Origin of the sequence: Haloarchaeobius pelagicus, from assembly GCF_051207375.1 — an archaeon.
Lineage (GTDB): Archaea > Halobacteriota > Halobacteria > Halobacteriales > Natrialbaceae > Haloarchaeobius.
Genome location: NZ_JBPJZD010000002.1, coordinates 784,370 through 809,047 on the forward strand (window position 1 = coordinate 784,370; position 24,678 = coordinate 809,047).

The 24,678-nt window shown below is 62.5% G+C and carries 21 protein-coding genes and 1 tRNA gene; 8 read left to right on the forward strand and 14 right to left on the reverse strand.

Annotated features, from left to right (window positions below):
* Window positions 1–66: 66 nt before the first annotated feature.
* From ACSC1S_RS16515 to dptF, 5 genes are all read right to left on the reverse strand, one after another.
* Window positions 67–804, reverse strand: coding sequence for a rhodanese-like domain-containing protein (locus tag ACSC1S_RS16515; RefSeq protein WP_435365246.1), 738 nt, complete (start codon window positions 802–804; stop codon window positions 67–69).
* Window positions 805–925: 121 nt separating this feature from the next.
* A tRNA-Gln gene (locus ACSC1S_RS16520) sits at window positions 926–998 on the reverse strand.
* A 183-nt stretch (window positions 999–1,181) separates the two neighbouring features.
* Complete coding sequence (locus ACSC1S_RS16525; protein ID WP_435365247.1) at window positions 1,182–6,782, reverse strand: FtsK/SpoIIIE domain-containing protein; 5,601 nt, start codon at window positions 6,780–6,782, stop codon at window positions 1,182–1,184.
* Window positions 6,766–8,190 carry a DNA phosphorothioation-dependent restriction protein DptG gene (gene dptG / locus ACSC1S_RS16530; protein ID WP_435365248.1) on the reverse strand — a complete coding sequence of 475 codons (1,425 nt, stop codon included), beginning with the start codon at window positions 8,188–8,190 and terminating at the stop codon, window positions 6,766–6,768. The genes ACSC1S_RS16525 and dptG overlap by 17 nt, the downstream gene beginning before the upstream one ends.
* Window positions 8,191–8,192: 2 nt before the next feature.
* On the reverse strand, window positions 8,193–10,301 hold the full coding sequence (gene dptF, locus ACSC1S_RS16535; protein WP_435365249.1) for a DNA phosphorothioation-dependent restriction protein DptF: 2,109 nt from the start codon (window positions 10,299–10,301) through the stop codon (window positions 8,193–8,195).
* Window positions 10,302–10,517: 216 nt separating this feature from the next.
* Here dptF and ACSC1S_RS16540 point away from each other — a divergent pair, with 216 nt between their 5' ends.
* Window positions 10,518–11,711 (forward strand): homing endonuclease associated repeat-containing protein, encoded by a 1,194-nt coding sequence (locus ACSC1S_RS16540; protein ID WP_435365250.1) that lies wholly within the window; start codon window positions 10,518–10,520, stop codon window positions 11,709–11,711.
* A gap of 18 nt (window positions 11,712–11,729) precedes the next feature.
* On the opposite strand, the gene ACSC1S_RS16545 is transcribed toward ACSC1S_RS16540, so the two are convergent.
* From ACSC1S_RS16545 to ACSC1S_RS16555, 3 genes are all read right to left on the reverse strand, one after another.
* Entirely contained in the window at window positions 11,730–12,716 is a 987-nt protein-coding gene (locus ACSC1S_RS16545; RefSeq protein WP_435365251.1) for an HNH endonuclease, read from the reverse strand.
* A 492-nt stretch (window positions 12,717–13,208) separates the two neighbouring features.
* Window positions 13,209–14,423, reverse strand: a complete 1,215-nt coding sequence (locus tag ACSC1S_RS16550; RefSeq protein ID WP_435365252.1) for an outer membrane protein assembly factor BamB family protein — start codon at window positions 14,421–14,423, stop codon at window positions 13,209–13,211.
* The gene (locus ACSC1S_RS16555) at window positions 14,416–15,588 is read right to left on the reverse strand and encodes an outer membrane protein assembly factor BamB family protein (protein ID WP_435365253.1); all 1,173 of its coding nucleotides are present in this window, start codon (window positions 15,586–15,588) and stop codon (window positions 14,416–14,418) included. The genes ACSC1S_RS16550 and ACSC1S_RS16555 overlap by 8 nt, the downstream gene beginning before the upstream one ends.
* A 175-nt stretch (window positions 15,589–15,763) precedes the next feature.
* Here ACSC1S_RS16555 and ACSC1S_RS16560 point away from each other — a divergent pair, with 175 nt between their 5' ends.
* The 4 genes from ACSC1S_RS16560 (at window position 15,764) to ACSC1S_RS16575 (ending at window position 16,771) form a co-directional block, all read left to right on the forward strand.
* Window positions 15,764–15,907 (forward strand): hypothetical protein, encoded by a 144-nt coding sequence (locus ACSC1S_RS16560; RefSeq protein ID WP_435319921.1) that lies wholly within the window; start codon window positions 15,764–15,766, stop codon window positions 15,905–15,907.
* A gap of 78 nt (window positions 15,908–15,985) precedes the next feature.
* On the forward strand, window positions 15,986–16,174 hold the full coding sequence (locus tag ACSC1S_RS16565; protein ID WP_435365254.1) for a hypothetical protein: 189 nt from the start codon (window positions 15,986–15,988) through the stop codon (window positions 16,172–16,174).
* 38 nt (window positions 16,175–16,212) lie between these two features.
* On the forward strand, window positions 16,213–16,383 hold the full coding sequence (locus ACSC1S_RS16570; RefSeq protein ID WP_435319923.1) for a hypothetical protein: 171 nt from the start codon (window positions 16,213–16,215) through the stop codon (window positions 16,381–16,383).
* Between the two features lie 13 nt (window positions 16,384–16,396).
* Entirely contained in the window at window positions 16,397–16,771 is a 375-nt protein-coding gene (locus tag ACSC1S_RS16575; RefSeq protein WP_435365255.1) for a hypothetical protein, read from the forward strand.
* Between the two features lie 5 nt (window positions 16,772–16,776).
* Here ACSC1S_RS16575 and ACSC1S_RS16580 read toward each other — a convergent pair whose 3' ends face one another.
* Window positions 16,777–17,538, reverse strand: a complete 762-nt coding sequence (locus ACSC1S_RS16580) for a hypothetical protein (protein ID WP_435365256.1) — start codon at window positions 17,536–17,538, stop codon at window positions 16,777–16,779.
* Window positions 17,539–17,745: 207 nt separating this feature from the next.
* Here ACSC1S_RS16580 and ACSC1S_RS16585 point away from each other — a divergent pair, with 207 nt between their 5' ends.
* Together ACSC1S_RS16585 and ACSC1S_RS16590 are read left to right on the forward strand one after the other, a co-directional pair.
* On the forward strand, window positions 17,746–18,420 hold the full coding sequence (locus tag ACSC1S_RS16585; RefSeq protein WP_435365257.1) for a DUF2306 domain-containing protein: 675 nt from the start codon (window positions 17,746–17,748) through the stop codon (window positions 18,418–18,420).
* A 75-nt stretch (window positions 18,421–18,495) separates the two neighbouring features.
* The gene (locus ACSC1S_RS16590) at window positions 18,496–19,077 is read left to right on the forward strand and encodes an IMP cyclohydrolase (RefSeq protein WP_435365258.1); all 582 of its coding nucleotides are present in this window, start codon (window positions 18,496–18,498) and stop codon (window positions 19,075–19,077) included.
* Between the two features lies 1 nt (window position 19,078).
* On the opposite strand, the gene ACSC1S_RS16595 is transcribed toward ACSC1S_RS16590, so the two are convergent.
* Together ACSC1S_RS16595 and ACSC1S_RS16600 are read right to left on the reverse strand one after the other, a co-directional pair.
* A complete protein-coding gene (locus ACSC1S_RS16595; protein WP_435365259.1) occupies window positions 19,079–20,038 on the reverse strand; it encodes a patatin-like phospholipase family protein in 960 nt (319 codons plus the stop codon).
* The gene (locus ACSC1S_RS16600) at window positions 20,038–20,892 is read right to left on the reverse strand and encodes an SDR family NAD(P)-dependent oxidoreductase (RefSeq protein WP_435365260.1); all 855 of its coding nucleotides are present in this window, start codon (window positions 20,890–20,892) and stop codon (window positions 20,038–20,040) included. Before ACSC1S_RS16600 ends, ACSC1S_RS16595 begins: the two co-directional genes overlap by 1 nt.
* Before the next feature lie 86 nt (window positions 20,893–20,978).
* Here ACSC1S_RS16600 and ACSC1S_RS16605 point away from each other — a divergent pair, with 86 nt between their 5' ends.
* Entirely contained in the window at window positions 20,979–21,638 is a 660-nt protein-coding gene (locus tag ACSC1S_RS16605; protein WP_435365261.1) for a metallophosphoesterase family protein, read from the forward strand.
* A gap of 191 nt (window positions 21,639–21,829) precedes the next feature.
* On the opposite strand, the gene ACSC1S_RS16610 is transcribed toward ACSC1S_RS16605, so the two are convergent.
* From ACSC1S_RS16610 to ACSC1S_RS16620, 3 genes are all read right to left on the reverse strand, one after another.
* On the reverse strand, window positions 21,830–22,318 hold the full coding sequence (locus ACSC1S_RS16610) for a hypothetical protein (RefSeq protein ID WP_435365262.1): 489 nt from the start codon (window positions 22,316–22,318) through the stop codon (window positions 21,830–21,832).
* Window positions 22,319–22,371: 53 nt separating this feature from the next.
* Complete coding sequence (locus ACSC1S_RS16615) at window positions 22,372–23,715, reverse strand: tryptophanase (RefSeq protein ID WP_435365263.1); 1,344 nt, start codon at window positions 23,713–23,715, stop codon at window positions 22,372–22,374.
* A 143-nt stretch (window positions 23,716–23,858) separates the two neighbouring features.
* Window positions 23,859–24,638 (reverse strand): PHP domain-containing protein, encoded by a 780-nt coding sequence (locus ACSC1S_RS16620; RefSeq protein ID WP_435365264.1) that lies wholly within the window; start codon window positions 24,636–24,638, stop codon window positions 23,859–23,861.
* Window positions 24,639–24,678 lie beyond the last annotated feature (40 nt).

The window sequence follows — 24,678 nt, forward strand, 5'->3', positions numbered from 1 at the left end:
ACACCGCTACCACTCGAGAACACACGCCATAGACGGAGAAGCGGGAACCAGACCGCCGGGAGACGCCTATGCCGTCTTGGAAGCGACTCGCGCCGTGACGACCTGCTCGGTCAACGCCCCGAGGGTCGTCTCCAGCTGGTAGTCCGGAGCCTCCAGCGACACGACCGAATCCGCGGTGACGCCACTGAAGTGGACCGTGATGGCGTACGACCCGTCCTCCTGGATGGGCGCTGCCTCCAGTGGCTGTGTCTCGCCGTCGGCCTGCAACCAGAGCATGACCATCTCGCCAGCGTACGACGAGTCCGTCTGTCCGCGGATCTCGAACTCCTTCTTGGCGGACGAGCCGGTCACCGGGTAGCCGCGCTCCACCCACTCGTAGAAGCCCTCGTCGATGACGTACACGTTCGTGTAGCCCGCCTTCTGTAGCTCCGCCGCCCGGAGCGACGACAGGTGATGGGGGCATCCACAGTACGACACGATTCGCGTGTCCTTCGAGACACCCTCGATCGCCTCTGCCTCGATGGGCGTCTGGACGGGGCTACTCATCGCTTTCGTGATGTGCCCCTGGTTGTACGCCGAGGAGCCACGCGCGTCCACGAACGTCGCCTCCTCGTTCTGGTGCCACTGATGCGTCTCGTCGACGGGGACCAGGGCGATCTGCTCGCCCTCGACCGTAATCGTCTCGTAGCCCTCGGGTGACGTGCCGCTACTCTGCGTGCCGCCGGACCCGGTGAGACCACCGACACAGCCAGCGAGTGCTGTCATCGAGAGGCCGACACCGGAGAGGAACGCCCGTCGTTTCATGTGCGAGATGCTACGGAGTGAATCAAAATAGGGGTGTTGGTAACGGATGAACCCCTTCGTTTCGACTGGAAACCGCAGGATGGCGCGACAGCTCGTGTCGAGTTGAAACGTGGAACAGAAGTAGTTCCACCAGGATTCGAACCTGGGTCGTTGCCCCCAGAAGGCAACAGGATTGGCCACTACCCCATGGAACTTGGAACGCATTCCAAGGTAAACCACGAGACCTAAAGAGTGTTGCGAATCAAAAAACGAGTGTCATAGAGTGCCAAGTGGCCGACGTTCTCACAAGTGTTCGACCAGCAGACTCCGCCACAGGTGTTCCCACAAAACGTGCTTGATAGTGAATTTTGCAAGAATTTTTTAGAGGCGTTACGAGCCTACTCGCCGAGTACCTCCTTGACCGCAATCGCATCTCGTGGATCGAGACGGTAGCCTTGCAAACGGTACTTGTCTTCTTGCGTGTGGACGATCATGTCACCGGCACCGTGCAGGTCCTCAGCCCCGGGTTCATCGAGGATGACGCGCGAGTCCGTGTTGGACGGCAGTCGGAAACTGATCCGGCAGGGGAAGTTCGCCTTAATTTTCCCCGAGACGATGTCCGCGGACGGGCGTTGGGTCGCAAGGAACATCACGATACCATGAGCTCGGCCGACCTGGGCGAGACGGGTGACTGCGTCCTCGAACGCACTCTCGTTATCACCGAGGGACATGATCAGGTCAGCGTACTCGTCGATGATGATCACGTGATACGGCATCGGGTCGTGACCCATCTCGTCGGCGTACTCGTTCAATTCACTGACAGAGGTAAACCCAGTCTCTTGCAGCCGTTCTTTCCGCCTCGGGAGTTCGTCGTCAAGCATCTGCATGAGATACTGGGTACACTCCTCGGGCGTGTCGAGGTAGGTTCCGTTCTGTACGTGAGGCAAGGAAGCGAAGCGGCCGAAGTCGACGCCCTTGGGGTCAAGGATGCTCATCTTGAGGGCGGACGGATCTTGTGTGATCGCGAGACTGGACACGATGGTACTCAGGAAGTTCGATTTCCCAGACCCGGTCGCGCCACCGACGAGGGCGTGTTTCTCTCGGAGCATCGGAAGCGCATGGTGTTCGTTCTCGACATCGACACCGAGAGGCACGGTCACAGGCTCTGTGAGTTCGTCCTGAAGCGCTTCGATTCCATCTCGCAGGTAGATTGACGTGGGTTCGTCGTGTGGGATCTCGAGTCTGACCGCACCCTTCGACGGGTTCGGTGCACCGATGATATCTCCGTGGGCCTGGATGTGAACACTCAGGGAGTTGAGTTTCTGTAGAATGCCTTCGACGGTCTGCCCCTCTTTGGGATGGACGTCGACCCCGATCTTGCGCGGGCCGACAGAGATACTCGCCGGGTTAGGTGGGTGGATCTGGACACCGAGTGACTCGAACTCTCGCTTGAGTTTGTCGACGAGTTTGCTCCGGTCGATCTTCGCTTCGGTCTCCTGACTCTTCGTCATTTTGGACAGGACACTCTGCATCGACTGGTGACCGGTTCGGCCAGCATTCGATCCGGACCGGTCAGAACTGGAGCCCGTGGATAGGTCGTCCGTCAGTTCGGACTCGTCACCGTCGTCAGGAACGTCTTCCGCTCCCACAGAGGCTACGTCTTCGGCCTTCTCCGCGTACTCATCGTCTTCGAAATCGTCGTGTCTATCGTCTTCTTCGGCCTCCGTCCCCTGTGGTTCGGGTGTCTCCTCAGTCACCGGCTCCTCCCGTTCCCTGTGGGGAGTAGTGTGACCGCTTTCCAGTTCGTCGTCTTCGTCTACCCAGGCCCATTCCTCAGTCGAGTCCGCGTCTTCCACCGACTTCTCAGCCTCGACCGAGGCGGTTGGTGATTCGGTCTCTGTGTTGTCTGTCGGCTGTCCAACCTCAGTTTCCTCTGTGTGGGCACCGTTGGACACAGCTGGATCTGCTTCGACCGACTGTCCAGCTGGCTTTCGCTGGCTGTCCAGTGAACCACTGGCGAGATCGAACGCGAGATGTGAGACGTTCAGGTCGGGCAGCACTGATTCGATCGACGAGGCACCGAGCAGGTTCAGACTTTTGAGCGGGACGTTGAGCGTCCGAACCTGGTGGTCAAGCTTGACATCCGATTTGAACGTGTCCTGTTGGACTCGGATGACTTCTCCGACGTGTCCTTTCGCGTCGGTGAGGAACTCGATGTCGAACTCGCCTTCGGTGAGTCGAATCTGGTTGGCGTCGACGACGTCCATTTCGACCGAATCGAGGACGTCGTAACTCTGCATGCGCCGTGCCACGTCAACGACTGCCTTGCCGAATTCGGCGTGGACGAGTGGCGCATCACTGTAATTCGTCTCCGGCTGGAAGATCCCTCGCAGGTTCTCCAGAGCACCGGTCACCTGTTCCCGGCCTTTCTTGAGTGACGACGACCCTCCCTTCGTCTCGACGATCCACAGTTTCACCGAGTTCGACGAGAGGTCTTCCGGGATGCCGACCAGACAGAGATCGTCGCTGGCTGCCCCGCTGTCGTTGTACTGGAGAAGTCCTGGGGTTCCACCCCGGCGCGACCGGTCGTGGCGCGACAGTTCGTTGAGACTGAGCGGGATCCACGCATATCCCTCTGTACTCGTTTCGAGGAGCTGTTTGCTCAGTGCGAGTCCACCGACGAATCCCGTTTTTTCGACGATTTCCTTGGTCTCTGCACGCTGCAGTTCGAGTGCGAGTTCGCCGTCGATCGCTATGAGCGTCGAGAGAACCTTCTCGGGTGGCAGGTGATCCGCCAGGTTTGCCTCTGTGAGCGCTCGTGAGAGCGCCGTAAGGTACGGGTTGTGTTTCGTCGTGGACGTGATCGCGTCGTAGTTCGGTGAGGACGAGTCGTACTGGTCGTTGTAGTGGATCATGACCATCCCGTCGTCCGACCCGATCTCGTTCTCGGACTCGATGTAGAACTCCAGGCCGACGTTCGGCTGGATGTGGACGACCCACAGCGAGTCGTCCCAGAGCGTCTTGAGGTCCGCACGGTGTGACGACTGAATCGTCTTCTTGAGTACGTGGTTATCGAGGTAGCCGTTGTTCGAGGCACCCGCTTCGAGCGTGTTCGCGAGTCTTGAGACACGTGCGGCCGTTCCGGTGTCGGTGCTATCACAGCCATACCCAACGGAGTAGACGGTTCCCGACGGTTTCGTCTGGACGTCAATCGCCTCACGTGGGAGCAACCCGTCAAGGAGCATCCCAGAGGGGAGATCACCGACTTGCGTGATTCCGGCATCTTCTGCGAGGAGGCCACGGAAGAACGTCATGTGCGCCTCCTTGTGTGTGTGCTCGACGTAGTCTCCCTGCCGGACATACGTCAGATTCGACCGGAGTCGGTCGACGATCTCGTCGTTCTTCTGTTCAAGTTGGGCGCGTAATCGGGACTGGGAGCTGTCCCCGAAGAACCGGTCGAGCGCTTCCCCCTCTGCAGGTCCACCATAGATACGGAGCAGGACCTGTGGCGGGTCGAAGTCGCTCTTTTCCACCCGTTTGAAGAACTCGTACAGGCCTTTGATCACTGGGCGGAGGTCGCCCATATTGATCAGGTTGATGACGAAGTTCCGGCTCTCGTGAAGCTCGAAGAGGAGCGGGAACGACTGCATGAAGGAGTCGAGTTTGTCGCGGATGACCCGTTCCATGTACGCCGGGGTTACGGACCCGGGCGACTCGACAGGGGAGTAGACGCCCCAGAGTGGGTTCGATTCGTACAGCAGTCCACGCAGCAGCGTCTTGTCGCCGTCTCCAGAGACGACGTACGGGAGCAGTCCAGTCGGATTGAACTTTTCCACGAACCGTTCTGTACGGAATCCAGCAGTCGCGTTCTGTGGGACGAGCGTCTCGTCACGCCACGTAGCGATACGAAGTCCATAGGCGAGCATGACCGGGTGGAACGGCGTGAGCCAGACTTTCTGTGCGACTTCAGACCGGATCGTCCCGAGTCCTCGCAGTGGTTCGTGTTGACTGAAATCTGGCTGTTCGCCGATTTCGTTGACCGCCTGCTGGTACTGGTCGAGGACGTTCTCAACCAGCTGCACAGTTGCTTCGTCCCAGGAATCGGTCGACGGCGTCCGCCCACGCTCGTCGAAGTGTTCGAACAGGCGGTCGTAGGCCTCTGTCAAGGACGGGAACTCGTCGAGATTGCTCTGTTCGCTAGGTCTCCCGGCCCTGAGTTCTTCGGCGTCGACCAGACGTTGTTGTGGTGACCTATCGTCTATGACCGTCTCCTCGATCTGTATGACCTCGAGGGGCGTCTCTTCGAGTCGGATTCCCTCTTCTGACGGCATGTGGATCTCACCCCTGTCGGTGTCTATCGAGATCGACTCTGGGAGACGAAGGGTATCCGTTCCCCAGCGTCCTGCTTCGGCGATCGCCGCGAGCATCAACGGGAACGTCATCTCCTCGGTCTCGGCAGTCGAGACCTCGGTGAGGAACGTGATCTTCATCGGGATCTCCGTTGCGGGAGCGACCAGGCAGCTCACCCGTTCGACCGCCTCGGGGGGAGACGGATCGAGGATTATCGGACCGTTGAACTCGATCGATGGCGTGTCATCACCCGAGATTTCGATTATCTCGCGTTCTTCGGAGAAGTCGAAGTCGATGCGCTCTGGCGGGTGTAGATGGATCTCATCGTCTCCCTGACGCACGACGGTTTCCCTGTCGACGTCGACGTCGAACGGTGTGTCGCTGGTCGCCTGGAAGAACCATCGGGGAACGACCGCCAGATCGAACTCGTGGGTTGGCTTTCCACCCGTGGTCTTCTTGCCGACGTACATCAGCAATCGACCGTAGAGTGGTTCTTTGGGTGAAAGCGAGGTGAGTTTCGCGGTGAGTTGGCTCTTGTACTTGCTGACAGAGGCCTGGCCGACTTCAGCTTCGTCAGGACCTACGAACTCGAACGGGGTGTCTTCGAGGTCAGCACTGAATTCGGCAGTGAGCTTGATCTCTCCGTTCTTTGGGACGGCGACGACTGCCTTCCGGGTCCGGTTTTCGCCCATCGGGCTGAATATCCTGCTTAGGTCCGCACCTACCTCCAGATTCTGGAACTGGCGACTGGTCCGTTTTTGTTCGTTCTTCTCGGCATCCGTGTGCGAGACGTCTTTCCAGGATGCACTGTCTATAACCTTGTTGACGAACTCTTGTTCGTACTGCCCTCGGAGCTTGGATTCGGTATCCGTGCCGGTACGGTGTGCCCGGCGAAGCTGTCTCGCGTGGTCACGATTGTCCGCGAGGAACTCCTCGGCGGAGTCCACAAGGTCTGCTTTCGAGGCGTTCTGTGTGAACCAGTCCTCACCGATGTAATCTTCCCGGATGAACTCCGGCAGGTCAGCGATGAGTTCAGGAAGTCGCTCGGCGTTCTGTGCTTCGATTTCGTCACGGATCTCACAGAGGGTGTCGAGTACCTCGACGTCCTCAGCGTAGATCGAGTTCGCCTCGAGAACCGAATTGAGCGCTTCGAGCAAGGCCTGTCCCTGCTTGGTCTTGCACGTCTCTGGGTCGAGAACGCTCTTTCGGAACTGTTCGAGGTCCAGTGAGCCACCTTCACCGAACAGGTTATCGGACGCCTCGAGCGTATCGATCGTGGTGTCGGTCTCGAGCACCATCAAGATCGACAGGGGCTGCTCGCTCTGTGCCGAGTCCGAGACGATGTTTCGCATCTTGGTCGCGAACCCCTGAACGATGTCGTGTGGAGCCGGGTCCGCCACAGTGTCACTGTGGACCCTGGCGACGAAGAGTGGCATCCCATCTACGGTTTCGATCGCCGGGAGAGTATCGTCAGTTCCAGGGATCGGATAGTGGTCGTCGTCAGCGAGTTCGACGAGCCCCTCTGCGAACGCATCCGCAGTCTCTGGGTCGTGGAACTCTGCGAGGAGCTTCTGGCCCTCTTTCGGCGGATTGGCGTCGAGGTGCTCGTGGAGCCATGCAGCCAGGCGCGTCTCAAATCGATCGGACATACACAGCCTCCCCGCTGTCACTCTGGCGGTCAATGAGTCCCATTTCGTCTAGTTCTTCCAGTGCGAGCGCCTCGGATTGTGAATCGAGAGACACACCTCGGCGTTGCAGGTACTGAATAAACTGGTCGTAGTGGTGTTCGTCGTGGCTCTTGGCGAAGAGCCGGGCGAAAAACCGGAGTGCACTCCGATTCAGTCGGAGCGTCGGCCCGACACTTCGCTGTGTTCGGTAGTATCGTCGATCCTGTCCCTCACCGAGTTGTCTGATGACATTAATGCCCATGCTGATAGGGGTTTGATTTGACTCCGAACGCGAACTGTAGTAGTCGTTGACCGCTCTGACGAGTCGCGTACTCGCAGACGGTAGATCGAGACCGCGATAACTGTCGTTCTCGACGAACGCGTCGATCTCGTCGACGCAATCCCGCCGAACCGACTGGGGAAGTTCTCGCATCGCTTCACTGAGGTGGTAGCGCTGCTCCTCGCCTTGAGGCGTTGCCTCGGCCGCTATGTCGTTGATGAACCTGAGGACGGCGAGACGACCCCACGAGTCGTACACGAACCGTTCGAGGCCTTCGTCGTCACGCTCACGCCACTCTTTCGAGAAGCGTCTGTCGTGGGTTGCACTCTCGTCCCAGAGACCAAAGTAGATCTCCTGCATTCGGGGTTCGTAGTCGTACGGAGGACCCTCTGAGACGGCAGCAAACTCCTCTCGGAGATTGATCGAGAGCTGAAGGTAGTACATCATGAAGTGGAAGCAAAAGAGGTCCTTCGTGGACTGCAACCAGTTCGTCGAAGAGTCGTAATCGTCTTCGAGCCAGGTACGGAGGTCCGACTGGAAGTTCTCCGCACACGTTACCACATACGGACGAATCGGGGCTGGCTCTTCGCGTTCTGCCTCGGGGGGTTCCAGGGCGGCTGCAGCGTCCACGAAGATCTGTTCGAAGAGATTGGACGGCTCCATCTGTTCGAGCCGTTCGACGAATTCCTCGTGGAGCTCTCGATTGAAGTTCGGAGGCGATCCCGTACTCATGAGCATCCGATACCACTTGCCCCAGTTACGCGTCTCCTTGGGCTTGATCGACTTGGCGATCTGTGGATGAAACGGAAGGACATACCGTTTAGCCTTCTTGCCCCGTGCGCCGCGTTCCCCAGTCGTCGTGTACGATTCCTCGAACACGTCCCAGGCCACGTTCGCGGCGTTATCTCCATCCATAGCCTCAAGCGAACGAACCTCTTCTTCGAGATCTTCGAGGTCGTCCGTCTCTGGTGATGCACCGAGTACCCCAGCGAGAATCTCCGAGAAGATGGATTCTCGGAGTGTCGCAGCCGGTGACATTGGGAAGAACGCTCCCTCGATGACCCGGTTCACTGACCCGTCGAACTCTGGTACTGATTTTTGTGTGCTCATACTCACATTCCCTCCGCTACGTCGAGTTTGATCGTCCCGAAGGTGTCACGGGAGATCTCCAGTACATCTTCTTCAGATTTGTTCTGCACGCGGACGGTGTCCTTCTTGTCCGTGAATTCGGATAGGCGAGAGTGGATGAGCCGTATCCCCTCGGACCGCTCGATGTCTCGTGCATTGGGGCTATACCCTCGGCTGATCCGTTTCATCAACAGATAGAGTTCGAACGTAACCGGTACCGGGATGACGAGCTCTGTCACCCCGGGTTTGAGTACAATCCAGAACTGTCCCGGGATCGTCTCCTCGGCCGTCTGCTGGCGTGAGGCTTCCTTGTCAGGGGTGGGTTTCTCCCACTTCGAGAGGAACTTGTACTCTCCTTTGATACCGTCGACGAACTCGATCCAGTCGCCGTTGTGGTCCGAGCTCCCGGTCCATCCGCGGAGCGCTTTCGTAACGGTCTGCACGGACTCGCTTGCATACCGGGGCGGGACGTTCGAGTCTTCATCCGGTAACGTATCGAAGAACGAGAGTGCGCCAGTGAATTCGGTGAACCAGCTCCAGTCACGGGCAGTCGTCACCGAGGAGTCTCCACAGAGGTACTGCTTTCTGAGTGCAGTTCGGACGCGGTCGTCGAGGTCCTTGGACGACATCGCCGGTGTGTCCCCGAGTGTCGCGTCAAGTGCGCCGGAACCGGCGTTCCATTCGAGCACTAACTCGTCAGCCCGCTTGTCAGCCTGTGCAGCGGGATCCAGATATCCTTCCTGACGGTCTTCGTGTGTCGCCAGTCGCTCGAACACCGAGTTCCAGATGACAACCGAAGAGTCCCACTGCTTGTTGTACTGCGTGGATCGACCGACTGGACACTGACCCGCTTTCTCGCTGACGTTCTGCATCGACTCCGGGACGAGCATCTTCGAGATAACGTCAAGGATCTCCCGCGGGTTGAGGTAGACGTTGTTAATCAGCCCACTTGCTGCGATTAGTTCGACCACCTGTTCTCGGATCTCCGGGTCTGCGAAATGGCGCGCGTTATAGTGGAGCGGGCATTCGTCGTGAGCTGGACATCGCTCTTCCGCCCGTTCGTAGGCGGCGTGGAACGGACTCTCTTCGCGCTCAAAAGCGAACTTCTCTACGATGTCTTCGAGCAGGCCCCGACCCAGTTCATGCGGGGCAGTACTGTACGTTGAACGGTGGCTCAGGTTGATCACGACGATGTCGTCAGTCTCGTGGTGCGCCGTGTTTCGAACGGCATCGATAGCGTCCCAGATCCGCCCAAACTCGTCGCCGTACCCCTGTCGTTCGAAGAAATCGATCGCCAGCCCAAGGTTGATCGCGAGGCCGGTTCGCGGCCCACGACCTGCATCGAGGCACTGCGAGACTGCATCGAGAAACGAAGATAGGGTGTCGTCGTAGGTTTGCTGTTTACCCTCTGAGGCAGTCGCGTCCATGTGGATGTGCCCTGGTTCGATGCCGACGTCCAGCTCCTGTGCCTTCCGGAACGCTCGCGAGAGCAGTGCACTCTTGCCGTCCCCGGCACTGCCAGTGATGATCAGGTGTTTTCCGTCTTCTTCGTAGTTTTCCGCGAAAAATTCCGTAACGACCTCGTCTTCTTCGGTTTCGACGTACAGCTGTTTTCGAAGGTCGTTTCGGTCGAGATGACCACCAACGATCGCCCCTGCCTCTCCCATCTGGCACGACCGAAGGAGCTCGTAGAGCGTCTTCTCTTCCAGATCGGACCCAGTTTGACCTCGATAAGTCGTCTCTGCCATCTGGCTCCCTGACCCGTCAGTCGATGCAGTCGGCTTCGACAATGGCTGTTCGGTATCAGATTCGGACGCTGGTGATCGTCCGTCACTGTCGGACTGTTCTGTCGTCCGGTCGGCTGATCGGAGAACTCTATATTGTCCACTAGATAGAACCTCGACTTCTCCACTGTCGATCAGTTGTTTCAGAACTTGATTTACCGTATTTCCATACGCTTCAGCGTCGGGGAACGCCTCCTCTAGCCTCGGAACCACAGTCTGCAGCACTTCAGGCCTCGTTATCGTCCGTTTTTGTGTGTCCTGACAGTAGTCGTGCAGGGCACGTCGAACGATCTTCTGCCGTTCGTTCATCTGCATAGCAGGTGTGATCGAAACCATATAAATGTGAAAGGCGATCAGGTGTTCAGTCGATACCGCGAACCGTGATCAAGTGAAAACGGTCAAATTGAAAATATCGGTTTGTTAAATTTACCCAAAGAAGGTAAAGTTCGTGCGTGTAACCAGACAAGGTATGTGTGGCATGACTCGGGCGCACGAGGAAGGACCTTCAAACGCTGGAAGCGTTCAATGACGACACAGGAACCGTGTCCGGTACAGACGTGTTCAGCACGAGGGACGATCCACGAACTCGTATCCCACGTCGAGCAAACTGACGACGACAACCACTCCTGGGCGACACTCGGATACAAAGACGCAGACGAATATCGTGGCGACGTGCATCGGAAGCGAAGTGAGACGTTAGAACAGGACGGTCAGGAGTTACTGGACCACGGGAAGTTCGAAGAGGCAGTCGACGCACTGGAAGACGCTCTCTGGCACGCACAACAGACAAACCTGCTCAGAGACGGTGAGGAGAACCAAGAACGGGCACGAGCGCTCCTATCGATGATTGCGGAAGCCGAAACAGCAGCAGAGGTCCAGCGTATCGACGAGCTGGTGGACCAGGCATCGAACGCGCTCGACGCGGGCGAGGAGGCTCACCTCGGTGCGAAGGAGGATGCAGCAGAGGCGTATGATGCTGCTGCCGAACGACTGAGCCAAGCGCGGTCGGTGGCAGTCGACGCCGCTCCAGCTCGCGTTCCAGAACTTGAGCGACGGCTCCAGCAGGTCCGCGTCCGCCAGCAGAGTCTCGATCTCTCGGAGGCACATCGTTCACTCCACGAGCTCGTGGTGGCTGCCAGAATGGCCACTGCAGAGGGCGATCGGGCGTTCCAGAAATCATCGTACGAGGACGCTGTCAAACACTATGAAACCGCCGCCGACCAGTACGAGATACTCGCACGACTCCTGAACGAGTTCTCGTTCGACGGGCATGCAGACGATTCGAACGTGTGTGACGTGTGCCGAGAACGATTCGACTCCGGGCTCGATTCGTGGTCTATCGAACTCGGCCGGACACTACAGGTATGTCCATCCTGCGCCCTGTTCGGTACTGATCGACTCTTACCGAATCCACGAGAGATTGCAACCGAACAACGGTACGTCAAAGAAAATATCGAGAGCATTACCGAGGGAAACACAGGGCTCGAGTGGATGTCCAGTGAGTCTACAACGACAGCTGAGACGGGAAGTAGGGACGTCTCGGCTGGAAACCATGACACCACGAAGATGATCATTCAGCTCACGGGGACCGTCCAGTCCCTGGGTCGCGTACCGACGGCCGAAGATATCGACGAATACACCGACTTCGGCTTCCTGGCATATCGCGACGAGTTCGGGAGTATCAACGCCGCACTTCGCGAGGCAGGGTTCGATGTCTGACCACCTTTTGGTGGGAGGTTAGAGCCATTCGAGCGATGCGTTGTAGGTCCGGAGAAATGCAGAGTCGACATGGCCGTCGAGGACAGAAAGTCGCTCGCCCTCACGGTCGAGAATCGTCTCCTGCAAAATGTCGCTCTGCGTCTCGAAGCTCGGGTTCACGTGGAGTCTGTAGTCCGAATCGATAGTGAAGAGTTCACGGTCGAAGGCGGCGTGGTGGGTCTTGCTGAGCGGAAGGACGTTCGAGAGGTCGGCGCGGTGATCGGGGTAGTCGGCCCAGGAGAGCACGTGCGCGACGTCCAGCAGGCCAGGATGATCGACATCGGAGACGGGGCAGGTACAGTCGTAGCGCGAAAGCACGGTTGCACGGAACTCGGGGTCGATAGCGCGGGCGTGGACAACTGTCTCGTAGGTGCCGGCGGTCTGGTCGTCCGCTCCAGACTGGGATGTCCAGTCGGAGTCTGCCCATTCGGCGACTGCGGTCTCGGTGAACCGTCGGCCTGTGTCGGTGAGTTCGTACTCGCTGTCGTGTTTCTCGACCAGGCCCATGCTGCGGAGCCAGTTGGCGCGTTGTTTCGCCATGTCGGGCTGGTCGCGGCTCCAGCCCAGTCCAGGGTGCGTGTCGAGTTGCTGGTCGCTGATCTCCGCGATTGTCATGGGAGCCAGGGTGAGCGCGTAGAGGAGGCTCCGGAGGCCGACGTTACGGTCGCACATGATGCGGAGGAGCGTCTCCGTGGCGTAGTCACGGGTGTACTCTTCGCCAGCCGCCCCGAGCGCCCACGTACGGTCCGTCTTCTGGAGGAAACCAACCTGCTGGAGGTAGCGGACCCGTCGCATGATGGAATCGCGGCTGGAGACGTTCGCGAAGGTGCCGCGGTGCCAGCCGACGAGTTCGTCCGTCGTGGGTTGGTGGTCGTCGACGAACTGGAGCACGTCGTCGAGGGTATCCACGTAGCGATCGCCCCCGCCGAACAGGGGCACGATGCTCTTGAGTCGGTGCTGTGCCACGGTGTGACAGACGAGAAAGCGAGCGATCTTGGTCGTTTCCCTCCATCCAGGGAGGCGACACGTCACGAGCCGTCGGTTCCGAGCAGGTATGCAATGGCATCGTCACATCAGTTCACAGACAGACACGGGTAGGCGCCCGGAATCGGACCGAATGGTCGTGACACGAGATTTCAGAATCGGTTTCATCTCTCGATTAGGGTACTTTCGTCCATACACAGTTTACTTGAGGACAAGCCTGCCGAGTCACGTTGATTGCGTTCCCTATTATCCATTTTGTCCTCTGACAATCAGTTCACCTACAGTTCGGCAGGTCACCATCCCAGACAGGGAATTTGAGCGTTTGGACAGCCGAGGAGCCGTTAGAATCCGAATGTGTGATTCTCGTTGGCTTCAGACTCGGATAGTTCCACGCAAGGGAGGACTGGGCAGGTATCGTCAGACATGTCATCCTAGCTCAGACCCGAAACTGATCGGGGGAAAGTAACAGCGTCATCAACTGGTCGGGAGCTTCGCGACCTTCCCGCGGTCGATGTTCGAGACGTACACCCCGTCGGGTGCGCCGGCGACCGCGACCCGCCCGTGGGAGTCCGCCTCGTAGGTCCAGCGCGTCTTTCCCGTCTCCCAGTCGAGTGCGGTCAGCGACCGGTTGCTGGCGGCCACGGCCGCGTCACCGGACACCACCAGCCGCTCCAGTGATGGCATTTCGGTCGTCGTCTTCCAGCGACGAGTTCCATCGTTCCCAAAGCAGTCGACGCGGGCGAGTATCCCGCCGTCCGGGTCGTCGACTTCACTGCCGACGAAGACGGCATCGTCGGTCGGTTCGACGGCTGTGACGCGGTAGCCAGCAGTCCGTCGCCAGCGAATCTCCCCGGTCTGACGGTCCAGCGCGACGACCTCGTTCTCGGACGTCCCGTGGAAGGAGTGGAGGTACACGAGCGAGCCGAGGCGCACGGTGTCGAATCCGTCGCGACCGGTGACGGTCGTCTCCCACCGGACGGTCCCCTCGGCCGGGTCGTAGCCAGTCACGTCCGGGCCGCGGGACGCCACGAGCAGCCGGCTGTCTGCCCCGACGGCCGGGTACAGCCGCGACGGCTCGGTCTCCCACCGGACGCTCCCGGCTTGCGAGAGGACCGCGAGGCGGTGGTCGTCGGTCTCGGCCGGGAACACGACCGCGATAGCGTCGCCGGCCTGTTCGGGTGGGCGGTAACCGGCGTGCTCGCGTTCGAACCGTCGTTCGCCCGTCTTCACGTCGTAGCCACGGAGCAGGTCGTCGGTGAGGTCGAGGTCGACGACGAGCGAACCGTACCGGCCGAGGACGCCGCGTTCGTGCAGCCCCTCGACGTGCCAGCGGCGGTCGCCCGACTGGGCGACGGTGTAGAGGTCGCCGTCGGTGCTGTGGACGTGGTACGGGCCGCCGGAGTCGGGCGCGACGGGACGGGCCTCGATGGGGCCGCCGGTCTCGACGCGGAACTGGGTCGTCCCGTCGTCGAGCGCGAGCCCGTACAGGGCCTTGTCCTGCCCGCCGACGAGGACGTGCTGGCCGCCGACGGTCGGCGGGGAGGCACCTCTCGACCGGTCGAGGTCGCGTCGCCAGACGGGGTCGACGCTGTTGCCGGGCAGGACCGACGAGACACAGCCCGCGAGCGTGAGCGAGCCGGTGCCCGCGATGACACCCAGCGCCTCGCGGCGGGAGAGTGGGTTACGCATCGTCGAACACCTCCTCACTGACCCGCGAGAGCGACCGCTCCTGGCCGACGTAGACCGCCTCGCCCATGCGGGCGACCCACATCGGGCTGCCGCCGTCCTGGTAGCCCTCGAACCGATACTCGTTCACCTGCTTGCCCGCCGTATCGTGGACGTACACGGCATCGGGGAAGAACGGGACCGTCCCGCTCGGGCCGCGCTGGTTCACCTGGCCGCCGACCATGGTCACGAGTCGGTCGTCGACCATGACGGGGCCCGACGTGAACGCGCTTGCCGCCTCGGACCGCCACAGTCGCTCGCCGCTCCCGGCGTCGAGGGCGTAGAGGTAGTAGTCGGCCGCCGCGACGTAGACGCGGTCGCCGGCGACCAGCGGGCGGGTGAAGACGGTGTTCTCGAGGGGAGCACGCCACTGCACCTCGCCGGTCGCGGCATCGACCGCGAGCAGTTCCTCGGTCGCGCTGCCGACGTAGACAGTCCCGTCGGCGACCGCCACGTCGGACATCGCTGCGCCCAAATCGAGCCGCCAGTCCTCGGTCCCGTCTGCGGTGATTCGGCGGAGCGTCCCGTCCAGCAGTGGGACGACGAGGCCCGCGCCATCGCGAGCTGGCGCACCGGCGAGCGACGCCGAGAGGTCGTGGGCGAACCGGGTGTCACCGTTCGCTTTCGCGAGGCCTTCGACACGGTCGGGCACGTCGTCCTCGGTGCCGGAGATGGGGACGAACACCTGCTCGCCGGCGGGGACCGGCGCGAACTCGACGACGCCGGGGTCGGCCTCGTCGACCGGTCCCACGTTCGTCTTCCAGACGATTTCGCCGGTCGCGAAGTCGACGGCGAGGGCTTGCTCGGCCTTCGAGAAGACGTAGGCGAAGCGGTCGTCGGCGGCCACGGGGGACCCGCGGCCGTCCCTGCCGGAGACCGTCCACCGCTCCTCCCCGGTTCCGGGGTCGAGGGCACTCAGCATCGGGTCGTTGTTGAAGGGACTCCGGGACCCGACGAGCAGGGGGCCGCCGTCGGGCTGTGCGCCGGGGACCGGGTCGAACTGCTTCGTCTGCCACGCAGTGGAGACGGGGCTGTCGTGGTCCTCCTCGGCGAGGGCGCTACAGCCGGCGAGGCCGACCGCGAGCGCGGGGAGGCTCTTCAGGGCGTCGCGTCGCGAGAGGGAGGGCATCGGTTCGGGCTTCCGAGTCGAGCGGTATCAGTCTTGTCACGCTACCCGACCAGTCTATGGGACCGCCACCGCTCTCGGCGTGCTGTACGCGCGACGGGACGACGACGCCCCTGCATAGCGACCCTTGCTATCTTGGCCCCACAGCCAACGGTCTCGCCAGCGAATCGGTTCCCGTATGCTCGAATCAGAATTCGAGGTGTGTACCGACTGCGGGAACCTCCACATGGAAGGCGGTGCCGCCCCGAAGCGCGTCGACGAGTGCGCGGCTTGCGGCGGCCGCGTGACCGAGGTGGAACTCGACGACCTGGTCGGGCTGTAGTCGGCACCGTCGCCACCAGCCAGTATCGCGCCGGAACCGACCACAAGCTGTTTGTTTCTGGACACGAAAGGGGCCGGTATGGTCCACTGCCCCGCCTGCGAGACGACCCTCGCGGACGCATCTGACGTCGAGTTCACCGAGACCGACGCGACGACCGGCTTCATCGCCGCCTCCAAGCGGTTCTACGTCGCGAGCTGTGCCGAGTGCGGCGAGACGCTCGGGAGCGGCGTGGCCGGCGCGAAGGCCGGCGGCGGCGGTGCCGTCTGAGAAAAAGACATTTATCATACCAGTCAGAAGGGAGGAATATGGCACACTGCCCTGAATGCGAGACAGAGCTCTCCGAGAAGACGGACGTCGAGTTCGTCGAGATGGACGCCACGACCGGCTTCTTCAAGGCCTCCAAGCGGTTCTACCTCGTGGCCTGCAACCACTGCGGTGCCGCCATCGGAAGTGGTGTCGCCGGCGCGAAGGCGTGAGTATCTCGGTCTCATGGACGAGATAGCGAAGCGAATCGTCACGCTCGACCTCGTCATCGCACTGACGAACGTCGGTACCGGCGTCGTGGTCGCCGGCTCGGTCGCGAACCCGGTTGAGTACGTATGGGTCGGTGTCGCGGTCGCCGTCCTCGCCACCGTCCTCGCCGCCGCCTCCGACCGGAGCCGGACCGGGATGTGGGCGCTTGTCGGCGTCGGCACCCTCGGGATCCTCGCCCTCGTGGTTGGCTGGAGCACCGAGACGGTGCCGACGAGCGTCGTGCCCGCGATGCTGGTCGGGCTGGGCGTCGCTCTCGGGGGTCACCGGCTGGTCTTCGGGGTCCTGCGGCCGGTCCCCGACGCCCGGCGGGCCCGCCAGCAGTCCGGCTGACCCCCTCAGGTCCGGACGAACCGCGGTGCGACCATGTTCTGGACCGAGATTCCGTCGCGCTCGAACGCGAAGAACGCCGGTTTCTCCTCGCCGAGTCGGATGGTGACCTCGCCAGCCATCTCCGAGACGATCCTGTCCGTGTAGTCGAGCGAGAGGATGGTCTCCGTCTCGGCGGCCGCGTCGAGAGCAGGGAGTCGGTCGCGGTCGTAGGTGAACTCCAGGTCGTCCACGTCCGCTTCGGCGCGGAAGCTGACCGTCTCGGCGTCGGGGTCGACCGTGACGCGAACCGTGTTCGCCAGCCGGGCGCAGGCACTGATGGCGCGCTGGAGGTCGCTCGCCTCGATGGTGAACTGGTTCGGGAGGTCGGCCGTGGGCACATCGGGGACGTTCCGGACGCTGTCGGGGTGCAGCGGCGCGATGGCGTAGGAGAAGTCCGCGCCGTCGATGGTGAGCTTGCGCGCCTCGGGGTCGAGTGCGAGCGAGATGACGGGGTCGTCGGCGTCGGCGAGCGCGACCGCCTCGGCCAGTTTCCCGATGTCGATGCCGAGCATCCCCCCGTCGCTCTCGTACTGCTCGAACGCGGCGGCGGGGAGGTCGCTCTCGACCATCGCCACCTCCGCCGCGTCGATGACCCGGACGAACAGCCCGTCCTCGCGGAGCTGGAACAAAGCTTCGTCGGCGATGGCGTCGATAATCTGGAGCTTCGCGTCGAGGACTGTCGCGTCGACGGTGGCGGTGAACCGGGAGACCTGCTGGGTGTCCTGCATGGCAAAACCGACAGCCGTCAGCCGGGTAAACTCGAGCCATGGGCGGGGTGAAAGTGAAAGTGGATGTGGCAGCGAGCGTGTCGACTCGGCCCGGCAGGACCCCTGGACAGTGAGTACGCGATGAAACTCGTCGGCCAGCACTGCCCCCACCGAACTCCCGGAAACCCTTACCGATATAGTTATGATTCCAACAGTTGTGTGGGTGATATGAATACAATCGAGTCCGTCGTTCTCGGCGTCCACATCTTCGCCGGCTTCGTCGCACTGCTCACCGGGGCCGGGGCTATCGTCACCGAGAAAGGAGGTCGCCGTCACCGTCGCCTCGGTCGGACCTACGTCTACGGGATGGCCGTCGTCTCCACGACGGCACTGGTGCTGTTGGCTATCGAGCAGTCCATCGGCCGCATCTTCCTGGGCCTGGTCGCCATCTTCAGCTTCTACTTCGCGTACTCGGGCTACCGGGTGCTGTCGCGCAAGCGCCCCGCCGACCGCGCCGAGACCGAGGACTGGATCGCGGTCGCCCTGTTCGGCCTCTCGGGCATCGGCCTCGTGGCCATGGGTGGCTGGTTCTACCTCGAAGGCCAGGCGTTCGCCATCGTCATGTTCGTCTTCGGTGCCATCGCGACCGTCGTCGCCGCCCAGGACGTCCAGCGCTTCCGGTCGGAGACCGCCGAACCCCGCGAGTGGTTCTTCGAGCACCTCCAGCGCATGGGTGGGGCCTACATCGCGACCGTGACCGCCTTCGGCACGGTCAACTTCACGTTCCTGCCGACCATCGCACGCTGGCTGGCCCCGACGCTCGTCGGTGGCATCGCCATCTGGTACACCGCCCGGCAGTACAGACAGCAGTTCGGCACCGAGCGCCCCGCCAGCGCGGACTGAGGGTTCAGTCGCCGAAAGTAGCCCCACCGTGCATACATCGACATCTTCTTACCCCGAATGTGTGCACACTCGTGTATGTACATCGGACGATTCATCGTCGTCGGCCCGGACGTCAGCGCGTATCGAGTCTCCTCCCGGTCCTTCCCGAACCGGCAGGTCTCGGCCCGTGGTGCAGACACCCTGACCGTCGGCCCGACCGAAGACGCCCCCGAAACGGACAACCCGTACATCGCGTACAACTGCGTGCGCGTCACGGAGAACGGTGCAGTGCTGGGTAACGGCTCGCACGTCGACCCCGCCGCCGAGAAGCTCGCGATGGGCTACCCTGCCCGCGACGCCCTGGCGCAGTCCCTGCTGGCGCTCGACTACGAGAAGGACGACTACAACACGCCCCGCATCGCCGGCATCATGACCGACGACGGGCAGGCGTTCATCGGCATCGTCCGCAAGGACGCCCTCATCGTCGAGCAGGTCGAGGAGCCGACACTCGTGGCGACCTACGAGGAGGACGCGCCGACCACGTACACGCTGGACTCGGACACCGCTGCCGAGGCCGCCGCCGAAGTGTACGACGCGGACTACGAGCACGCGGTGTGTGCGGCCGGTCTCTCGCGTGCCGGCGACGGCTTCGAGCTGGCCGTCGAGAACGCCGAGTAAGTCAGGATTCGCGACGGGCCTCGCAGAACTCGCTGGCCCTGTCGTGCCCCCGTCGCTCCAGTTCTTCGAGGAACTCCGGTGACCGGTCGAGCTTCGAGGAGGCGTAGAACTGCTCGTCGATGGCGATGCGGTGTATCTCCGTCTTCTGGAAGTCCGTCTCGGGCAGGTGGCCCTCCTCTATCCAGGCGTTCACCTTCTCGATGAAGTGCAGCTGCTCGTTCAGCGAGATGTTCCCCGAGAGCTCGTTGCGCCGGTCGTATATCTCCCGGAGGCTCTTCGGTTCCTCTTCGATGCGCTGGGGGTTTATCTGGATGATCCACAGCTCCTCGGGTTTGCGCTCGGCGGGAAGGTGGAAGAGGTCGCGGATGGGCGGGTTGTGCGAGAACAGCCCGTCCCAGTGAGTGTGGCCGTGAATCTCGACCGCCGGGTAGAGGTCCGGGATAGCCGCCGAGGCGAGGATGGCCGTCGAATCGACCTCGTCGTCACAGAAGGTCTCGAACTCCCCCGCAGTGACGTTGACCGTCCCGACCGCGAGCCGGGGGGCATCGCCGGTGGCGAGGTCGGGGAAGCGGTCGAAGTCGATGTGGCGGTCGAGCAGGCGCTGGAACTGTCGCTGGCCGGCCCGCGCCATCGGGTTCTGGTAGGGGCTGACCTTCACCGTCGGAAAGCCGCTGGACTCGACGGCCGAACTCATGACGACCCAGTCGTTGAGGAAACGGTCGGTCGGGGAATCGGCGGTGAGGTCGGCCCAGATGTCGTCGAGCAACCCCTGTGGCGTGTGCTCCTCGGAGCGCAGGCCGTACCACGCGGCCGCGGCACAGACCGCACCGCCCGAGGTGCCCGAGAGGCCGACGACCTCGTACTCGTCCTCACACTCCGTGAGGAGGCACTTCAGCGCCCCCGCGGTGAACGCGGTGTGGCTCCCACCGCCCTGGCAAGCGATGGCGACGCGGGTCCCCATCAGTAGGTGGTGAGGTGCCCGCCGTCCCAGGTGAGGTCGCCGCCGTCTAAGTGGCGGCCGTGCTTCGAGAAGCCGAGGACGAACAGGTTCGCGACCTCGACCGGCTCCATCATCTCCTTGACCCGCGCATCGCCGAGCATCACGTCCTCGACGACCTCGCGCTCGGAGATACCGCGTTCCTCGGCAGTATCTGGAATCTGGTCGGTGACGAGGGGCGTCTTCACGTACCCCGTCGAGATGGTGAACGCCCGCAGGGTGCCCTCACCCTCGGCCGCGATGGACTGCGTGAGCCCCCGCAGGCCGAACTTCGAGGTGATGTAGCCCGCCTTGTCCTGGGTGGCGATGTGGCCGTGAATCGAGGCCATGTTCCCGATAGCCCCGACCTGGTCGTCGGTGTCGCGGATGTGGGGCATGACGAGCTTCGAGAGGTAGAACGGGGCTCGGAGCATGATGTCGTGCATCAGGTCGTACTTCTCCATCGGGAACTCGGGGAGCGGGTCGATGTGCTGGAGGCCGGCGATGTTCGCGAGGTAGCGAACCTGGCCGTACTCCGCCGACTCCGCGACGATTCGCTCGATGTCGTCGTCGTTCGTGAGGTTCCCTACGACCGTCTCGACCGTCCCCTCGACCTCGCAGCGCTCGGCCTCCTCGACGGTCTCCGCGAGGCCCTCCTCGTCGATGTCCGTCGCGGCGACGGTGAGCCCGTTAGCCGCGAGTGCGACGGCCGTCGCCCGGCCGATGCCGGACCCCGCACCCGTCACGATAGCGACGGAATCCGTCGTGAAGTGATCGTCGTCGACTGTCAGGACGTCCTCGCGACGCAACTCTGCCGGTTGAATGGAATCGTCCGCCATCGCCCGGAAGTGCGCGCCGGGTTACCAAGAAACTAGGTCCACCCGCCACGGTGAGAACTATACTGCTGGAGCTTCTGTCATAATACATGAAGTTCGGCGTCATCTCGGACATCCACGGGAACAAGGTCGCCCTCGACGCGGTCCTGGGGGACATGCCGCCGGTCGACGGGCTGCTCTGTGCCGGCGACGTCGTCGGCTACGGCCCCTCCCCGGCCGAGTGCGTCGACGTCCTGATGGAGCGCGACGTGCCGACCGTGATGGGCAACCACGACCGGGCGGTCGCCCGCGACACCCGTTTCAGCTTCAACGAACTGGCCCAGGCCGGGGTGAAATACAGCCGCAAACAGCTCGAGAACCGACACATCGAGTGGCTCGGCCACCTCCCCGACGAACGCCGCGAGTGCGACGGCTACGTGAAGATCGTCCACGGCCACCCCGACGACCCCGACCACTACACCCGCCCCCACGAGTTCGCCCCGAACCTCCTGCGGGGCGAAGCCGTCCTCATCCTGGGCCACACCCACGTCCAGCACACCGCCGAGTTCGCCGAGGGCGTCGTGATGAACCCCGGCAGCGTCGGCCAGCCACGCGACGGCGACCCGCGGGCGGCCTACTCGGTGCTCGACATGGATTCGGGCGAGGTCGAAGAACGCCGGGTCGAGTACGACATCGAGACCGTCCAGGAACGGATTCGTGAAGCGGGCCTGCCGGAGCGACTGGCGACCCGGCTGGCGAAAGGCGAGTAGGGTCGAATTTTCACCACTGGCGCGCGCGCTCGACAGTCCCGAACGACAGTGAGGGCTGTCGAGGAGTCGCGCGAGGGACGACTGGAACGAAACGAAGTGGAGTGAAAGGAGTCGGCTGGGGAGGGTGTGGTGCGGATCGGGGGCGGTCATGCCCACCAGCACAAGTCGGCTGCTTGCAGACCGTCGGGCGGCTACTCGTTAGTCACGATGTGAACATCGGTCGGTTCCGAGGGCCAGGGCCTCTCCCGGGTCCAGTACTGGACCATCCGATGGTACGCGAGTTCGGCGTCCTCGTCTTCAGGTTCCACCAGCTGCTGAATACGATACGAGACCGTACCGTCCTCGACGTCCATCGAGTCGACGAGAATCTGGCTCCATTTCGGGAGGACGACCACCACCACGGTCGCGAACTCGACTCCCTGTCTCGAATCGTAGTCGTCGAGAACCCGCGAGTTGGGCTTTGTCTGTGCTGCAAGTTCGGAGCGAGAGTTCGCGAGGAACGACGCGGTCGTTCCTCGTTCGAGTGGCAGGTCATCCTCGATATCGAAGATGGGGCTACGTCCGGTGACTTCGCGCGTCGAGTATCGAGCGACGAACGACCGGGGTTCGAGTACCAGGTACGTCAGCGTCCCTGCACCGACGACAGCGCCAGATTTGAGGAGGAGGTCTCTTCGTCTCACGGGGTGCGATTACATTCCGACAGATAGGTGAAGAAACCCTGGTGTATGCCGGCTCAGGCCCGCGGTTCGAGCTCCGCCGTGAAGTGCCGAATCTCCTTCATCTCGGGCTCCTTCGTGATTTCGAGGCCGGTGACCTCCTCGCGGTGGGCCCAGACCTCCTTCGCCGTCTCGACGATGTGCTCGATGTGCTCCTTGTGGTAGGTCCGGCGCGGGACGGCCATTCTCACCAGCTCGGGCCGGTCGCTGTCCGGGAACGCGAAACTCCCCAGCTCGACACAGCGGACGCCACCCTCGCGGTAGAGTTCGCAGACGAGCGCCTGGCCGGGGAACTCCTCGGCCGGGATGTGCGGGAAGAACTCGCCCGCGTCGAGGTAGACAGCGTGGCCGCCGATGGGCTGGAACACCGGAAGGCCTTCTTCGGCCATGAGCTGCCCGAGGTACTGGACCTGTCCGACGCGGTCGGCGATGTATGCCTCCTCGACGGCCTCGCGGAGACCCACGGCGAGCGCCTCGATGTCGCGCCCGGACATCCCGCCGTAGGTGGCGAAGCCCTCGTAGAGGATGCCGCGCTGTTTCACCTGCTCGAAGAGGGTCTCGTCGTTGCAGGCGACGAAGCCGCCGATGTTCGAGAGGCCGTCCTTCTTACCGGACATGACCGCGGCGTCGGCGTACGAAAGCTGCTCGCGGGCGACCTCGGCGACCGACGAGTCGGTGAACTCCGCCTCGCGCTGGGTGACGAAGTAGGCGTTCTCGGCGAACCGGCAGGCGTCGAGGACGAACGTCGCCCCGATCTCGTCACAGAACTCGCGGACCTCGCGGGTGTTCTCGACCGAGACGGGCTGGCCCGCCGCGGAGTTGTTCGTGATGGTCAGGACGACCGCGGGCACGTTCTCCGCGCCGACCTCCTCGACGACCTTGCGCCCTTCCTCGATGGAGAAGTTGCCCTTGAAGTCGCCCTCGGCGTCGAGGTCGCGGGCCTCGGGAACCGGGCAGTCGACGGGGTCTGCGCCCTGGTTGGCGATGTGGGCCCGCGTCGTGTCGAAGTGCGTGTTGTTCAGGACCGTGTCGCCCTCGTCGACGAGTGCGCCGTAGAGGATGTTCTCCGCGCCGCGGCCCTGGTGGGCCGGGACGACGTACGGGAAGCCCATCACGTCCTCGACAGCGGACTCGAGGTTGTGGAAACTGCGCGCCCCGGCGTAGGACTCGTCGCCGCGAATGAGTGCAGCCCACTGCTGGTCGGACATCGTCCCCGTCCCGGAGTCGGTGAGGAGGTCGATGAACACCGAGTCCGAGTCGAGGTTGAACACGTTGTAGCCGGCCGCTTCCAGGTTGGCCTCGCGCTCCTCCCGGGCGGGGAGATGGATGCGCTCGACCATCTTCGATTTGTACGCTGTCATAGGTCCACTGAGGGGCGAAAATGTGAAAGTCCTAATTGGCGCTGTCTGGCCCCGAGTCGACAGAATCACCGATGGATGTACGAAGATGGGGAGGCGGGAACAGGAGTCGACACCAGCGGCCTGAGTGGACGACGAACGCGGCCTCAGTCGGCCAGTTTCGGCGGCCCGACCGGCTCGATTCCCCGCTCGGCGAGGAACGACTCGAGGAACTCTGCGCGCTCGCCGATCTCGTTCGGGCGGTGTGAGTCCGTGCCTATCGTGACGGCCACGTCGTGCTCGTGGAGGATGTCGAGGAACTCGGGGTCGGGATGGACGAATCCCTCGTCGACGAGGGCGCGCCCCGCATTGATTTCGGGGACCGTTCTGGAGTCGGCGAATGCCTGCACTGCCTGCTCGTAGTGCTCGGTCGTGGCGCGCCCGCGGAGGGGTTCGGTACGTTCGATGAGGTCCGGGTGCGCGGCGATGTCGAACAACTCCGAGTCGGCGAGTGCGACCAGCGCGTCGAAGTAGTCGTCGACGAAGGCGTCGAGTTCGTCATCTGAGAGGCCCTCGAACTGGGGCGGTGCCTGCACGTTGTACTCGCCGACCGCATGGACGCTCCCGATGACGTAGTCGAAGTTCGCCTCGTCGAGGAACGCGCGAATCTCGGCCTCGTCACGCGGGTCGTAGTCCATCTCGACCGCGTCGTAGATGTCGATGTCGGCCCGCTCGCGCACCTTCTCGATGCCGTGGCGGCGGCGCTCGTAGGTCATGTCGAGGTTGAAGCCGTACGCCGCCCGGAACGTCCGGGGGTCCTCTCGCTGCGAGACGTTACAGTGGTCCGCGAAGCCGATTCCCTCGAGGCCGGCCTGTGTCGCAGCGTAGACCATCTGCGTGAGGAAGCGGCCGTCGGAGTAGGTCGAATGGACGTGGAAATCTCTCACACAGTGTCTTCGGCCCCGACGTGATTTTAGCTTGCGGGGC